At 73.4% G+C, this 13,953-nt stretch carries 11 protein-coding genes; 5 read left to right on the forward strand and 6 right to left on the reverse strand.

The window, feature by feature from the left end; genetic code table 11:
* Positions 1-13: 13 nt before the first annotated feature.
* Positions 14-1,138: an N-acetylglucosamine-6-phosphate deacetylase gene (gene nagA, locus LZG04_RS32430; RefSeq protein ID WP_233824265.1), complete on the reverse strand. Its 1,125-nt coding sequence runs from the start codon at positions 1,136-1,138 to the stop codon at positions 14-16.
* Positions 1,139-1,418: 280 nt separating this feature from the next.
* On the opposite strand from nagA, the gene LZG04_RS32435 reads away from it, so the two are divergent.
* Positions 1,419-2,093, forward strand: coding sequence for a FadR/GntR family transcriptional regulator (locus tag LZG04_RS32435; protein ID WP_233824267.1), 675 nt, complete (start codon positions 1,419-1,421; stop codon positions 2,091-2,093).
* A 125-nt stretch (positions 2,094-2,218) separates the two neighbouring features.
* Here the strand turns inward: LZG04_RS32435 and LZG04_RS32440 are convergent, their stop codons facing one another.
* Genes LZG04_RS32440 through LZG04_RS32455 form a run of 4 tightly spaced genes read right to left on the reverse strand, consistent with a single transcriptional unit; the run spans position 2,219 to position 6,066 of the window.
* Positions 2,219-3,145, reverse strand: a complete 927-nt coding sequence (locus LZG04_RS32440) for an aldo/keto reductase (RefSeq protein ID WP_233824269.1) — start codon at positions 3,143-3,145, stop codon at positions 2,219-2,221.
* The gene (locus LZG04_RS32445) at positions 3,142-3,900 is read right to left on the reverse strand and encodes an SDR family NAD(P)-dependent oxidoreductase (protein WP_233824271.1); all 759 of its coding nucleotides are present in this window, start codon (positions 3,898-3,900) and stop codon (positions 3,142-3,144) included. Before LZG04_RS32445 ends, LZG04_RS32440 begins: the two co-directional genes overlap by 4 nt.
* The gene (locus tag LZG04_RS32450; RefSeq protein WP_233824273.1) at positions 3,897-5,210 is read right to left on the reverse strand and encodes an enolase C-terminal domain-like protein; all 1,314 of its coding nucleotides are present in this window, start codon (positions 5,208-5,210) and stop codon (positions 3,897-3,899) included. The genes LZG04_RS32445 and LZG04_RS32450 overlap by 4 nt, the downstream gene beginning before the upstream one ends.
* Before the next feature lies 1 nt (position 5,211).
* Positions 5,212-6,066, reverse strand: coding sequence for a fumarylacetoacetate hydrolase family protein (locus tag LZG04_RS32455; protein WP_233824275.1), 855 nt, complete (start codon positions 6,064-6,066; stop codon positions 5,212-5,214).
* 117 nt (positions 6,067-6,183) lie between these two features.
* Between LZG04_RS32455 and LZG04_RS32460 the strand changes: the two genes are divergently transcribed.
* The gene (locus tag LZG04_RS32460; protein ID WP_233824277.1) at positions 6,184-9,378 is read left to right on the forward strand and encodes a S8 family serine peptidase; all 3,195 of its coding nucleotides are present in this window, start codon (positions 6,184-6,186) and stop codon (positions 9,376-9,378) included.
* Between the two features lie 79 nt (positions 9,379-9,457).
* The gene (locus tag LZG04_RS32465) at positions 9,458-10,387 is read left to right on the forward strand and encodes an N-acetylglucosamine kinase (protein WP_233824279.1); all 930 of its coding nucleotides are present in this window, start codon (positions 9,458-9,460) and stop codon (positions 10,385-10,387) included.
* A gap of 222 nt (positions 10,388-10,609) precedes the next feature.
* Here LZG04_RS32465 and LZG04_RS32470 read toward each other — a convergent pair whose 3' ends face one another.
* Complete coding sequence (locus LZG04_RS32470) at positions 10,610-11,245, reverse strand: DUF3159 domain-containing protein (RefSeq protein WP_233824281.1); 636 nt, start codon at positions 11,243-11,245, stop codon at positions 10,610-10,612.
* Between the two features lie 144 nt (positions 11,246-11,389).
* On the opposite strand from LZG04_RS32470, the gene LZG04_RS32475 reads away from it, so the two are divergent.
* Both LZG04_RS32475 and LZG04_RS32480 read left to right on the forward strand, forming a co-directional pair.
* A complete protein-coding gene (locus LZG04_RS32475) occupies positions 11,390-12,613 on the forward strand; it encodes an ROK family transcriptional regulator (RefSeq protein ID WP_233824283.1) in 1,224 nt (407 codons plus the stop codon).
* Between the two features lie 10 nt (positions 12,614-12,623).
* On the forward strand, positions 12,624-13,952 hold the full coding sequence (locus LZG04_RS32480) for an extracellular solute-binding protein (RefSeq protein ID WP_233824285.1): 1,329 nt from the start codon (positions 12,624-12,626) through the stop codon (positions 13,950-13,952).
* Position 13,953: the final 1 nt, after the last annotated feature.

Raw genomic sequence — 13,953 nt, forward strand, 5'->3', positions numbered from 1 at the left:
TTCGCCGGTCCGGCTACTGACCCGCGGCCGCCACGCCGACCGCCTCGCCGACCGCCTCGGACTCGAACGCCGCCGCACGGTCGAACACGACCTCGCCGTCCACCCACACCTTGCGCGGCTGGAGGTTCTCGTCCCACCAGACCAGGTCGGCCACCGCCCCGGCCTCCAACCGGCCCAACGTCGGCTCGCCGATCGCGTCCGCCGGCACGACGGTCGCCGACGCCAACGCGTCCGCCGGGTCCACGCCCACCGACACGATGTTGCGCACGGCCCGGTCCAGGGTCAGCGCGCTGCCCGCGATCGTGCCCTCCGGCGACCGCGGCACGCCGTCCTCGGCCAGCAGCACGTCCGCGCCACCGAGCTGGTAGCGCCCCGGCGGCATGCCGGCGGCGGCCACGGCGTCCGTGACCAGCGCGACCCGGTGGCCGGCGGCGTTGAAGACCAGCCGGCAGACGTCCGGGCCGACGTGCGCCAGGTCCGCGATCAGGCCCAACGTGAACCGGTCGTCCACCAGCGCCACGCCCGGCACCCCCGGCTCGCGGTGGCCGAGCGGGCGTTGGGCGTTGAACAGGTGGGTCACCATCCGCGCGCCCGCCTCCGCCGCGGCACGGGTCTGCTCACCCGTCGCGTCGCTGTGGCCGACGGCGACCAGCACGCCCGCCGCCGCCAGCCTGCGCACGGCGTCCAGGCCGCCCGGCTGCTCGGGGGCGAGCGTGACCATGCGCAACGCGCGGCGCAGCACCTCGTCGTCCAGCAGCACGTCGATCTCGGCCGCGCCGGGTGCCACCATCAGCGCCGGGTCGTGCACGCCCGCGCGTTTCGGCGACAGGAACGGCCCCTCCAGGTGCACGCCGAGCGGTTTCGCGCCCGCGTGCGGTGGCAGGGCGGCCGCCGCCGCCAGCACGGCGTGCGCCTGGCGCACGGCCACCGGCACCGGCGCGGTGATCAGGGTGGGCAGGAACCGCGTCACCCCCGTTCGTGGGAGCGCTCTCGCCACCATGGCCATGCCCTCGGGGTCCACCTCGGCGAAGTCGACCCCGACCGCCCCGTTGACCTGCACGTCCACCAGGCCCGGGGTGAGCAGGCCGTCGGTCAGCACCTCGGCGCCGTCGGGTGGTGCACCCGTAACGACTTCCACGATCCGCCCTGCCCGCAACCTCAGGCTGACGGGACCGGTGATGGTCCGACAGAGCAGTGCTCGCGGAGCTGCGACAACCGTGTCCAAGGTCCCTCCTCAAATGGTCCAGACCATTATGGCCGGAAGTGGCGGACGGCGTCACGTGTGGTTATAAGATAACCGAATAGAGTAGGGATGGGTGAATGTTTCGCCGCACGGCGGGTTCGGCCGCGCGGCGCAGTGGCGTGGCCCATACTTGGCGCCAGACATCCGAGGTCTAGCTGACGAGTCGAGGGCCGACGTGGCAGTTACCGACGACGCCATCCTGCGCGTCAAGGAGATGATCGTCTCCGGCGAGCTCAAGCCGGGCGACCGACTGCCGCGCGAAGCCGACCTGGCCGAGCGGTTGGGGTTGTCGCGGAACTCGCTGCGTGAGGCGGTCAAGGCGTTGTCGCTGGTCAGGGTGCTGGACGTGCGGCAGGGTGACGGGACCTACGTGTCCAGCCTGCGTGCCGACGACCTGCTCGGCGCGTTGTCGTTCGTGCTGGACCTGCACCGCGGCGAGGACTCCGTGCTGGAGGTGTTGCAGGTGCGGCGCATCCTCGAACCGGCCGCGGCGGCGATGGCGGCGCAGCGCGTCGGGCCCGACGAGGTGGCGGCGCTGCGCGCGTTGTGCGACGCGGCCGAGGGCGCCCGGTCGGTGGAGGAGCTGGTCGAGCACGACCTGGAGTTCCACCGCGCCATCGCGCAGGGCTCCGGCAACGCCTACCTGGCCCGACTGCTGGACACGTTGGCCGGCCCGACCGTGCGCGTCCGCATCTGGCGCGGCATCACGCAGGGTGGCGCGGTCGAGCGGACCGTCGCCGAGCACCGCGCCATCGTCGACGCGCTGGCCGCGCACCAGCCCGAGCTGGCCCGCTCGTGGTCCACGGTGCACGTGGCGGGCGTCGAGCAGTGGCTGTCCGACCTGGCGTGACGCCGAGCCGCCGTGTTCTGAACGTTGAACTCGGGTGTTCCGAACGTAGGACACACGCGACGCGAACGTAGGACTCTCGCGTTCTGAACGTAGGACACACGCGTTCTGGAGGTAGGACTCGCGGGTTAGAGGAGGGATTCGGAGAGCAGGTCGTCCCAGAGGGTGGGGGGCGTGGGTCGGTCGAACGCCTCGGCGTTGGCCCGCATCTCCGCCGCCGAACGCACCCCCAGCAGCACCGACACCACCGCCGGGTGCCGCAACGGGAACGACATCGCCGCCTGCGGCAGCGTCACGCCGTGCCGGGCGCACACCTCGGCGATCCGCCGCGCCCGTTGCACCAGCGCCTCGGGAGCGGCCCGGTAGTCGTACCGGTCACCGACCTCGGGCCGGGCCAGCAAGCCGGAGTTGAACACCCCCGCCGCCACCACCGACACCCCGCGGGCCGCGCACAGGTCCAGCAACGGCGTCCCCGGCTGCTCCAGCACGGTGTACCGCCCGGCCAGCAGCACCACGTCCAGGTCGGTCTCCCGGACGAACCGCGCGGGCATCTCCCACTGGTTCATGCCGACCCCGACCGCCCCGATCACGCCCTGCGACCGCAGCTCCAGCAACGCGGGCACCGCCTCGGCCGACGCCTGCTCCCAGTGCGCGTCGGGGTCGTGCACGTACACCACGTCCACCCGGTCCAGCCCGAGCCGGTCCAAAGAGGACTCCAACGACCGCCGCACGCCGTCCGCGCTGAAGTCCCACCGCCGCCACGCCGTCGCGGGCACGGCGAAGCCGTTGGCCATGTCGTCGCCGGCACCGAACCCCGGCTCCAGCACCCGGCCGACCTTGGTGGACACGACGAACTCCGAACGCGGCCGGCCCGCCAGGAACGACCCGATCCGCCGCTCGGACAAACCGAGCCCGTAGTGCGGCGCGGTGTCGAAGTACCGGACACCGGCGTCCCACGCGGCTTCCAGCGCGCCGAAAGCGTCCACATCGGACACCTCGGCGTACAGGTTGCCGATCGGGCCACCACCGAAACCCAAGCGGGACAACGGGATCACGACCGCGCCTCCCGGGGCCGCAGCCGCAACCCGTGCATGCCGCCGTCGACCGCGAGGACCGTGCCGGTGGTGGAACCGGACAGCGGGCCGGCCAGGTAGGCGATCGCGCCCGCGACCTCGTCGGCGGTGACCAGTCGGCCGTGCGGCTGCCGGGCGGCGAGGGCGGCGCGCTCGGCGGCCGGGTCCGGGGCCGAGTCGAGCAGGCGGCCCACCCACGGCGTGTCGGCCGTGCCGGGCGCCACCGCGTTCACCCGGATGCCCTCCCGCACGTGGTCGGCGGCCATGGCCAGGGTGAACGCGTGCACCGCGCCCTTGCTCGCCGAGTACAGCGCCCGCTGCGGCAGGCCGGCCCACGCCGCGATGGACCCGGTGTTCACGATCGCCGCGGCCGGCGACCGGCGCAGGTGCGGCAGCGCGGCGCGCGCGACCCGGGCCATGCCGACCACGTTCACGTCCAGCACCCGCAGCCACTCGTCGTCCGGGTTGGCCGTGACGTCACCCTGCGCGCCGATGCCCGCGTTGTTCACCAGCACGTCGAGCCGGCCGAACCGCTCGACCACCTCGTCGACCGCGGCCCGCACCGAGGCGTCGTCGGTGACGTCGGCCCTGATGCCGTGCACCGGCGGGTCGACCCGCGGGTCCAGGTCCAGCGCCACCGCGGTCGCGCCCCGCGCCGCCAGCAGCCGCGCGGTCGCCAGGCCGATGCCGGACGCGCCGCCGGTCACCACCGCGACCAGGCCCTCGAACTCGCTCACCGCCGCTCCTCCAACTCCGTCCACACCGGACCGTCGGGGTACCGGTAATCGGTCAACGCCTCGTCGCGCAGCCGGGCCGAGAAGCCGGGTTCGGCGGGCGCGACGTACCGGCCACCGCGCACCTCGGCCGGGTCGGTGAAGTGCTCGTGCAGGTGGTCGACCCATTCGATCACGCGCCCGTCGGTCGTGCCGGAGATCGCCACGAAGTCGGCCATCGCCAGGTGCCGGACCAGCTCGCACAGGCCGACACCGCCCGCGTGCGGGCACACCGGCACGCCGAACTTCGCCGCGAGCAGCAGGATGGCCACGTTCTCGTTCACCCCGCCCACGCGGCACGCGTCGAGCTGCACCACGTCCACCGCGCCGGCCTGGAGCAGCTGCTTGAACACCACCCGGTTCTGCACGTGCTCGCCCGTGGCGACCTTGATCGGGCGCACCGCCCCGGCGATGGCCGCGTGCGCCAGCACGTCGTCCGGCGAGGTGGGCTCCTCGACCCAGTACGGGTCGAACGGCGCCAGCTCCCGCATCCACGCGATCGCCGTGCCCACGTCCCACCGCTGGTTGGCGTCCACGGCGATGCGCACGCCCTCGCCCACGACCTCCCGGGCCAGCCGCATCCGCCGCACGTCGTCGTCGAGGCTGCCGCCGACCTTCAGCTTGATCATGTCGAAGCCGTCGGCCAGCGCCTGCCGCGCCAGGTCCGCGAGCTTCTCGTCGGTGTAGCCCAACCAGCCCGGCGACGTCGTGTAGGCCGGGTAGCCGTCACGGACCAGGGCGGCGGCCCGTTCCGCACGTCCCGGTTCGGCGCGGCGCACGATGTCCAGCGCCTCGTCGGGGGTGAGCGCGTCGGACAGGTACCGGAAGTCGACCAGGCCGACGATCTCCTCCGGCGTCATGCCCGACAGGAACCGCCACAGCGGCAGGCCCGCGCGCCGGGACGCGAGGTCCCACGCCGCGTTGACCACCGCGCCGAGCGCCATGTGCGCGACGCCCTTCTCCGGGCCGAGCCACCGCAGCTGCGAGTCGCCGACCAGCTCGGCGGACAGCTCCGCCAGGTCGGCCGCGGTCTCCGGGACGCGCCGGCCGACCACGTGGTGCGCCAACGACCGGATCGCCGCGGCCTGCACGTCGTTGCCGCGGCCGATGGTGAACGCCAGGCCGTGGCCGTCGGGGCCGTTCGACGTGCGCAGCACGACGTAGGCGGCGGAGTAGTCCGGGTCGGGGTTCATCGCGTCCGACCCGTCCAGCTCCCGCGAGGTCGGGAACCGGATGTCCAGCACGTCCAGCGCGACGACCCGGTCCGCGCTCACCTCACGCCTGCCCGAACGTCTGCCGCTGCCTGCCCAGGCCGTCGATCTCCAGCTCCACCACGTCGCCCGCCCGCAGGTACGGCTTGGGCTCCGGTTGGCCGAGCGCCACGCCCGCCGGCGTGCCGGTGTTGATGACGTCACCCGGCCGGAGGACGAGGAACCAGCTCAGGTAGCGGACCAGCTCGGCCACCGGGAAGATCATGTTCTTGGTGGAGGAGTCCTGCCGCGGCACGCCGTTGACCCACAGCCGCAGGCCCAGCGCCTGCGGGTCGCCGACCTCGGCCGCGGGCACGAGGAAGGGGCCGAGCGGGTTGAACGTCTCGCAGTTCTTGCCCTTGTCCCACTGCCCGCCGCGCTCGATCTGGAACTCGCGCTCGCTCACGTCGTGCGACAGCACGTACCCGGCGACGCAGGTCAGGGCCTCTTCGGCGGAGTCGAGGTACCGCGCGGTGCGCCCGATGACCACGCCCAGCTCGACCTCCCAGTCCGTCTTGACCGAGCGGCGCGGCACCAGCACCTCGTCGTTCGGGCCGACGATCGTGTCCGGGGTCTTGAGGAACACCACCGGCTCGGCCGGGATCGGCAGCCCGGTCTCCTCGGCGTGGTCGCGGTAGTTGAGGCCGATGCAGACGATCTTGCCCACGCCCGCGACCGGCGGCCCGATCCGCACCCCGTCGTCCACGATCGGGTGGAGTTCACCGGCCGCGAGCGCGGCGCGGGTGCGGGCGATGCCGTCGTCGGCGAGGAACGCGCCGGTCACGTCGTCGGTCAGCGGGCTCAGGTCGTACGTGACGCCGTCGTCGGCACGGACGGCGGGGCGTTCCGAGCCCGCCGGGCCCAGGCGCAGCAACTGCACGGCAGTCCTCCTCGACAAACACAGCGATAGATCGGATGTATAGCGCTTGCTGATGCCTCCGTCTAGAGGTTGTCCGGTTATTCGTCCGATGAATACCTGCGGTTATGAAGGGTCGCGATGAAACTCCACCGCGCGGTGCAGGCGTCCGCCGCCACCGCCGCCCTGCTCGGCTCACTCCTCGTCGGCACCGCCTCCGGCACGGACCGGGAGGCCGGTCCCCTGCCGCCCAACCGCGCCGACCACGCGGGCAACGGGTCGTCCGAGCGGGCGCTGGACCGTGCCAAGGGGCCGGTGACGGCGTTCGTCGAGCTCGCCACCACCCCCGCCACGCAGGCGTACGGCGACGAGAAGGCACGCGGCGGCGACCCGGCCGCCGCGGCACGCGCCGCCCGGCAGCACGCCGACGCGCAGGCCGACCGGGTGCTCGCGGCGCTGCGCGGCCGTGACGCCGGCACCCGCCAGGTCGCCGAGACCCGCAACGCCGTGCCCGGCCTGGTCGTCACCGCCGACGCGGCGAGCCTGCGCGGCCTCACCGCGCTCCCCGAGGTCAAGTCCGTGCGGCTGACCGTGCCGAAGTCCGTGCGCAACGCGGGCGCGGTGGAGCTGACGCGGGCCGCGCGGGTGTGGCGCGACACCGGCCGGTACGGCGAGGGCATCCGCGTCGGCATCATCGACACCGGCATCGACTACACCCACGCCGACTTCGGCGGCCCCGGCACCACGGCCGCCTACGAGGCCGTCGACCCCACCGCGCCGTGGACGCCGACGGCCAAGGTCGTCGGCGGCCACGACTTCGCGGGCGACGGCTACGACCCGGCCGACCCGGCGAAGGCCGTGCCCGTGCCCGACCCCAACCCGCTGGACTGCTTCGGCCACGGCACGCACGTCGCGGGTTCCGCCGCCGGGTACGGCGTGAACGCCGACGGCACCCCGTTCACCGGGGACTACTCGGCGCTGACGCCCGAGGCCGTGGCCGCCCTGAAGATCGGCCCCGGCGTCGCGCCCAAGGCCGCGCTGTACGCGTTGAAGGTGTTCGGCTGCACCGGGTCGACCGAGCTGGTCGGCCAGGCGCTGGACTGGTCGCTCGACCCGAACGGCGACGGCGACTTCGGCGACCACCTCGACGTGGTGAACCTGTCGCTGGGCGGCGACTTCGGCGGCCAGGACGACCCGGACAGCCTGTTCGTGCGCAAGGTCGTCGAGCACGGTGTGGTGGTCGTCGCGTCGGCGGGCAACGGCGGCGACCTCTACGACGTCGGCGGCTCGCCCGCCAACACGCCCGAGGCGCTGGCGGTGGCCAACACGCGTGACGCGTTCGCGGTCCTCGACGGCGTCGAGGTGGCGGGCGTGCGGCACGCCGGGCAGTACAGCAAGAACTACACCGGCTACCCGGCGCTGGACCTCGCGCTGCCCGTCGTGCCGGTGTCCGACCCGGCGAACCTCGACGGGTGCGCGCCGATCACCCAGGACCTCACCGGCCGGTTCGTCTGGCTGGAGTGGGACGAGGACGACGCCACCCGCGAGTGCGGCTCCGGACCGCGGACCGACATGGCCCAGGCGGCGGGTGCGGCGGGCGTGCTGCTGCCCGCCACCAGCGACCACTTCAAGGCGGCCATCGCGGGCAACGCGGCCATCCCGGTGTTCCAGTTCACCCGCGCGGCGACCGACGCGCTGCGGCCGTCGTTGGCCGACGGGACGCTCGTGGTCCGGATGCTGGGCTCGCTGCGCAACGCCGTGCCGACCGTGACGCCGACCCTGGCCGACACGATCACGCCGTCGTCGGCGCGCGGCTCCCGCGGCGCGGGTGCGGCCAAGCCCGACGTGGCCGCGCCCGGCGACACGATCCTGTCCGCGGCCGCGGGCACCGGCGCGGAGGGCGTGAGCATGAACGGCACCTCGATGGCCGCGCCGCACGTGGCGGGCATCGCCGCGCTGGTGCGCGAGGTCCGTCCGGAGTGGACGGTCGAAGAGGTCAAGGCCGCGATCATGAACACCGCGAGCGGGCGGGTGACCGACGGCGACGACCACACCACCGGCAAGCCCGAGGCCCCGATGCGGGTCGGCGCGGGCCGGGTGGACGCGCTCGACGCCGTCCACGTCGACCTGCTGGCCATGGTCGCCGACGACCCCGGCGCGGTGGGCGTGTCGTTCGGGCCCGTCGAGGCCGGCGCGGCCCTGTCGCTGCGCAAGACCGTGAAGGTGGTGAACAAGTCGTCACGGCCCCGCACGGCACGGGTCACCTACGAGGCGGCGACCACCGTGCCCGGCGCGCGGTTCGAGGTGTGGCCGCCGGTGCTCGCCGTGCCGCCGGGCGGGACCGGGACGGTCGACGTGACGCTGACCGTGACGCCGGAGGAGCTGCGCAAGGTGGCGGACCCGACGATCCAGAAGGTGCAGGCGGACGTGGCGCGGCAGTTCCTGGCCGAGGCGTCCGGGCGGCTGCTCGTGCGCTCCGGCGACCTCGCGCTGCGCGTGCCCGTGTACGCCGCGCCCGAACCGGTCGCCGACGTGGAGGCGGTCGACCGCGGTGACGGCACGGTCGAGCTGGGCGGGCGCGCGCTGGACCAGGGCGAGGGCGACGAGGCGTACCGGTCGCTGGTGAGCGCGTTCGAGCTGCACGCGTCCAGCCCGGAGCTGCCGCCGTGCGACGACGAGGTGCAGGCCGAGTGCGCGCTGAACTCCTCCGCCCGGGGCGGCGACCTGCGGTACGTGGGCGCGGCCGCGGCGGGCGGCGTGCTCGCGTTCGGCGTGGCGACCTGGCACGACTGGGTCACGCTCGGCACCCCGAACAGCCCGGCGATCCGGATCGACACCGGCGGCGACGGCGTGCCCGACTACACCGTGCGCGCGGTGAAGCCGGGCGCGGGCGAGGTCGTGACGGCGGACGTGTGGCTGGCGCGGACCGTGCGCGAGGCCGACGGCGCGGTGGTCGACGAACAGCCGCTCAACGGCCAGTACGGCGACGTGGACACCAACGTGATGGACAGCGACGTGGTGGTGCTGCCGGTGGCGCTGACCGCGTTGGGCATCGACCCGGCGGCGACGGGCGCGCCGCTGACCTACACGGTCGTGACGTCGGGCAACTACCCCGCACCGGGCAACGCGGACGGGTTCGTGGACCGGATCGACACGCCCCTGTCGTTCGACCCCGTGCGGCCGAGGCTCGCCGTCGAGGGCGGGGTGACGTTCACCGCGGAGCCGGGCGCGGTGCTGCGCGTGCGGCGCGATCCGTCCGCGGTGGACGGCACCCTGCTCCTCCTGCACCACCACAACGCTTCGGGCGACCGGGCGCAGGTGCTCGCGGTGCGCTGACCCCGGTCACGCAGCGCCAGGTCCGGCACAACCCGGTTGGGTGTGCCGGACCTCGTTCGTGCTGGGCATACTCGGGCGAATGGGTTTCGTGGTGGGTGTGGACGCGGGCGGCACGAGCACCCGGGCGTTGGTGCTGGACCTGGACGGCACCCGGCTGGGCGCGGGCGTGGCCGGTGGCGCGAACCCCAACTCGCACCCGCCGGAGGTGGCCGCCGGGCACGTGCGGCAGGCGTTGACGGCGGCGTTGGACGGGTTGGACGCGGCGAAGGTCGAGTCGGGCGTGCTCGGCATGGCGGGGTCGAGCAAGCTGCTCAGCGACCCGGCGGTGGCGGCGTTGTTCGAGGCGGCGTGGGCGGGCGCCGGGCTGCGGTGCCCGATGCGGGTGATCACCGACTGCGAGGCGGCGTTCGCGACCGGCACGGCGTCGCCGGACGGGACCGTGCTGGTGGCCGGGACGGGGTCGATCGCGGCCCGGATCGAGCACCACGAGCTGGTGTCGACGGTCGGCGGGTACGGGTGGCTGCTCGGTGACGAGGGGTCGGCGTTCTGGCTGGGCCGCGAGGCCGTGCGGGCGACGCTGGTCGCGTTGGAGCGGGACGACGTGGACGACCTGGCCGCCGCCGTGCTGGCCCGTGCGGCGATCCCCGACCTGCCGAGGCGGGAGCGGTGGCGTCGCCTGATCACCGCGGCGAACGCGGCCGCGCCGATCGCCCTGGCCGGCTACGCGCCGCTCGTGACGGCGCACGCCACCGCGCCGTCCGCCGAGCGGATCATCAAGACCGCCGTGCGGGTGCTGGCCGACCTGACCGAGGCCGCCCGCCCGGCCGACGCCCGGTCCCCGATCGTGCTGATGGGCAGCCTGGTCCACGCCAACCCGCTGGGCACGCGCCTGAAGCTGGAGCTGACCGCCCGCACCTCGGCCCCGGTCACCGTCGCCACCGAAGGCGCGGCCGGCGCCGCCTGGCTGGCCGCCGTGAAGGTCCTGGGCCCCACCGCCCCCCGCCCCTAACCCGAGAGTCCTACCTTCACGCCGCGAGAGTCCTACCTTCACGCCGCGAGAGTCCTACCTTTACGCCGCGAGAGTCCTACCTTCACGCCGCGAGAGTCCTACGTTCAGAACCCCCGAATTCAACGCTCAGCACCCCGCGGGCCGGGTGCCGTTCGTCGTGAGCGTTGAATTCTGGGGTCGCGAACGTAGGACTCTCGCGGGCTGGGGGTAGGACTCTCGCGGTCAGGGGGTGCGGGGGTGGCGCAGGCCCGGGTGGTCGGCGGGGAGGGTGCGGCGGAGGACCCACCAGCTCACGGCGACGCAGGCCACCTGGAGGGGCCAGGTCAGGGCGGCGCGCATGATGCCCAGGAGGACCACCTCGCCGGCCAGCCACAGGGCGCCGAACACGAGCACGCGCAGCACGTACTGGCCCACCCACGGCCACGAGGCGTAGCGGTAGGCGCGGAGCAGGTCCGGGTCACGGCGCCAGCGGAACTTCTGGCCCGTCACCAGGCCCACCACCACGCCCAGCAACGGCCACCGCAGCACGATCGACGCCGACCAGACCAGGGCCGACGCGGCGTTCAGGAAGACCTGCAGCAGGAAGAAGTCCTCCGCGCGGCCGGTCTGCAACGCGATGTACGCGGCCAGCACGACCAACGCCACCGACGCCAGGAGCGCACGCGGACGCCCACCCCGGACCAGCCGGACGACGCCCGCCACCACGCCGCACGCCACGGCCGCCAACGCACCCACCGCGATCGAGTGCCCGCCCAGCAGCCACCCCACCACGAACGCCAACGGCGGCAGCGAGGCGTCCAGCGCACCACCCCGCCCGCCCAGCAGCGAGGCCAGCGACTCCTGACGCGTGTCGGTCATGCCTCCAGGGTGCCTTAGGGCCGCCTAACCCAGGTAACGGACCCGTCTCGGGCCATTGACCCCCGTGAGGCCCGTCACTAGCGTCTCCACGAAATCGTCTGGAAAGTTACCAGACAGGACCGTTCGACACAGACGGGAGAGGCGATGCGAGCCGGGAGCCCGAGGCTGCTGCGCGAGATCAACGACCGCGCCGCGATCGAGGCGCTGCTCCGCAACGGCCCGCTGACCAGGGCCGAACTGGAAGGGATCATCGGGCTGTCCAAACCGGCCACCGCCCAACTGCTCACCCGCCTCGAGGACGAGGGCACGGTCCTGCGCGACGGCCTGCGCGGCGGCGGACGCGGCCCGAGGGCGCAGCTGTGGACGGTCAACGGCGCGCTGGCCCACGTCGCCGCCGTCGACCTCACGCCCGACTCGATCGACGTCGCCATCGCCGACATCTCCGGCGCCACGCTCACCGAGCACCGCGCGCCCATGCCGAAGACCGACGTGCTGGAGGCGTTCCACGGCGCGGTCACGAAGGCCGCCGCCCAGGCGAACCTCACCACCGACGCCCTGCACCACGTGGTCGTGGGCAGCCCCGGCGCGGTCGACCCGGCCACCGGTCGCCTCAACTACGCCCCGCACATGCCGGGCTGGGCGGACAAGAACATCCCCGAGGAGCTCGAAGCCCTCCTCGACACCTCCGTCACGGTCGAGAACGACGTCAACCTGGTCGCGCTGGAGGAGATGATCGCCGGCCGGGCCATCGGGGTGAGGGACTTCGTCCTGCTCTGGCCAGCCGACGCGGTGGGCGCGGCCGTCGTCGTCAACGGCGTGCTGCTGCGCGGCGCGACCGGTGGCGCGGGCGAGATCGACGCCATGCGCGTCCCCGACCACGCGCACGCCGACACCGGCGGTGACCGCTCGGGCAGCCGCTACGGCGACCTGCTCGACAGCCCGGCCATCGCCCGGCTGGCCCGCGCGCACGGCGTGTCCGCCCGCACCGGCCGCGACGCCGTGCGGCGGGCGTTGAGCGAGGGCACCGCCGGCCGGGAGTTCCTGGTCGACCTGGCCCGCCGCATCGCGACCGGCGTGGCGAACGTGGTCGCCGTGCTCGACCCCGAACTGGTGCTGCTCTCCGGCGACATCGCGCAGGCGGGCGGCACGGCGCTGGCCGACCTCGTCGCCGCCGAGCTGCGCCGCCTGGTGGTGCCCCGCACCCCCGTCCGACTCGCCCTGGTCACCGGGAAACCGGTGCGGTCCGGAGCGCTGCACGCGGCGCTGTCGGTCGCCAGGGAACAGGTGTTCGGTCTGCCCGCCGCCACGACCGAGCCCTTCCGCGGTCCGAACCGCCAGGACGCGACCGCTCCGAGCACGTCGACATGAAGGAGAGCACATGCGCAAGCTCCACCGCGCAACGTTGCTGTGCGTGGCCGCGGCCGTGTCCCTCACCGCCTGCGCGGCGGGTTCGGGTGAGCGGGCCGACCAGTCGGGACCGGCGGCGGCGCCCGGCAAGGACGACACGTTCTCGTTGACCGTCTGGAGCAACTACTCCGGTCGCGAGCAGGACGAGGTCACCAAGGCCCTGGAGAGCTTCAAGCAGGAGTTCCCCCACGCCGAGATCAAGCACGAGGGCAGCCAGGACGACGACAAGATCACCGCGGGCATCCGCGGCGGCAACCCGCCGGACGTGGCCCTGTCGTTCACCACCGACAACATCGGCCAGTTCTGCTCCAGCGGCTCGTTCCAGGACCTCAAGCCCTACATCGCGCGTGACAACGTCGACCTCGGCCAGATCACCGACGCCGTGCGCGCCTACACCGAGTACAAGGGCAACCGCTGCGCGATGCCCATGCTCAGCGACGTGTACGGCCTGTACTACAACAAGGACATGCTGGCCGAGGCGGGCATCACGGCACCGCCGAAGACGACGGCCGAGCTGCTGGACTTCGCCAAGCGCACCACCAAGCGGGCCGCGGACGGCTCGATCGAGGTGGCGGGCTTCCTGCCGAGCATGCCGTACTACGCCAACAACCCGCAGATCTGGGCGCCGCACTTCGGCGCGAAGTGGGAGGACGCGCAGGGCAAGTCGGGCCTGGCGTCGCCGGAGTGGGCCGAGATGCTGCGGTTCCAGAAGGAGCTGGTGGACTTCTACGGCTACGACGCGCTGGAGCGGTTCCGCGCCGGGCTCGGCCAGCAGTACTCGACCGACCACGCGTTCCACCAGCGCAAGATCGCCATGATGATCGACGGCGAGTACCGCACGGCGTTCCTCCAGGACCAGGCCCCGGACGTGCGGTTCGCCACCGCGCCGTTCCCCACGAGCAAGCCGGAGCTGCACGGCACGGCGTTCACCGCGGGCACGATCATGGGCATCCCGAAGGGCGCGAAGAACCCCGGCGCGGCCTGGGAGCTGATCAAGCACCTGTCGTTCGACACCACGGCGATCGTGGACCTGGCCAACGGGATCAAGAACATCCCGAGCACGAAGGCCGCGCTGACCGACCCGCGCCTGGAGGTGGACGAGAACTTCAAGACGTTCATCGACCTGGCCACGTCGGACAAGCTCCAGGGCAACCCGGTGACGCCCATCGGCGACGCGCACATCAAGGCCATCAGCGACTTCGCCACGTCGTGGCAGGCGGGCAAGGTGCCGGACCTGATGGCCGGGCTGGAGGAAGTCGACCAGCAGATCGACGACCGGGTCGCGAAGAGCGGCAAGTGAC

This window comes from Saccharothrix sp. S26 (assembly GCF_021390395.1).
GTDB lineage: Bacteria > Actinomycetota > Actinomycetes > Mycobacteriales > Pseudonocardiaceae > Actinosynnema.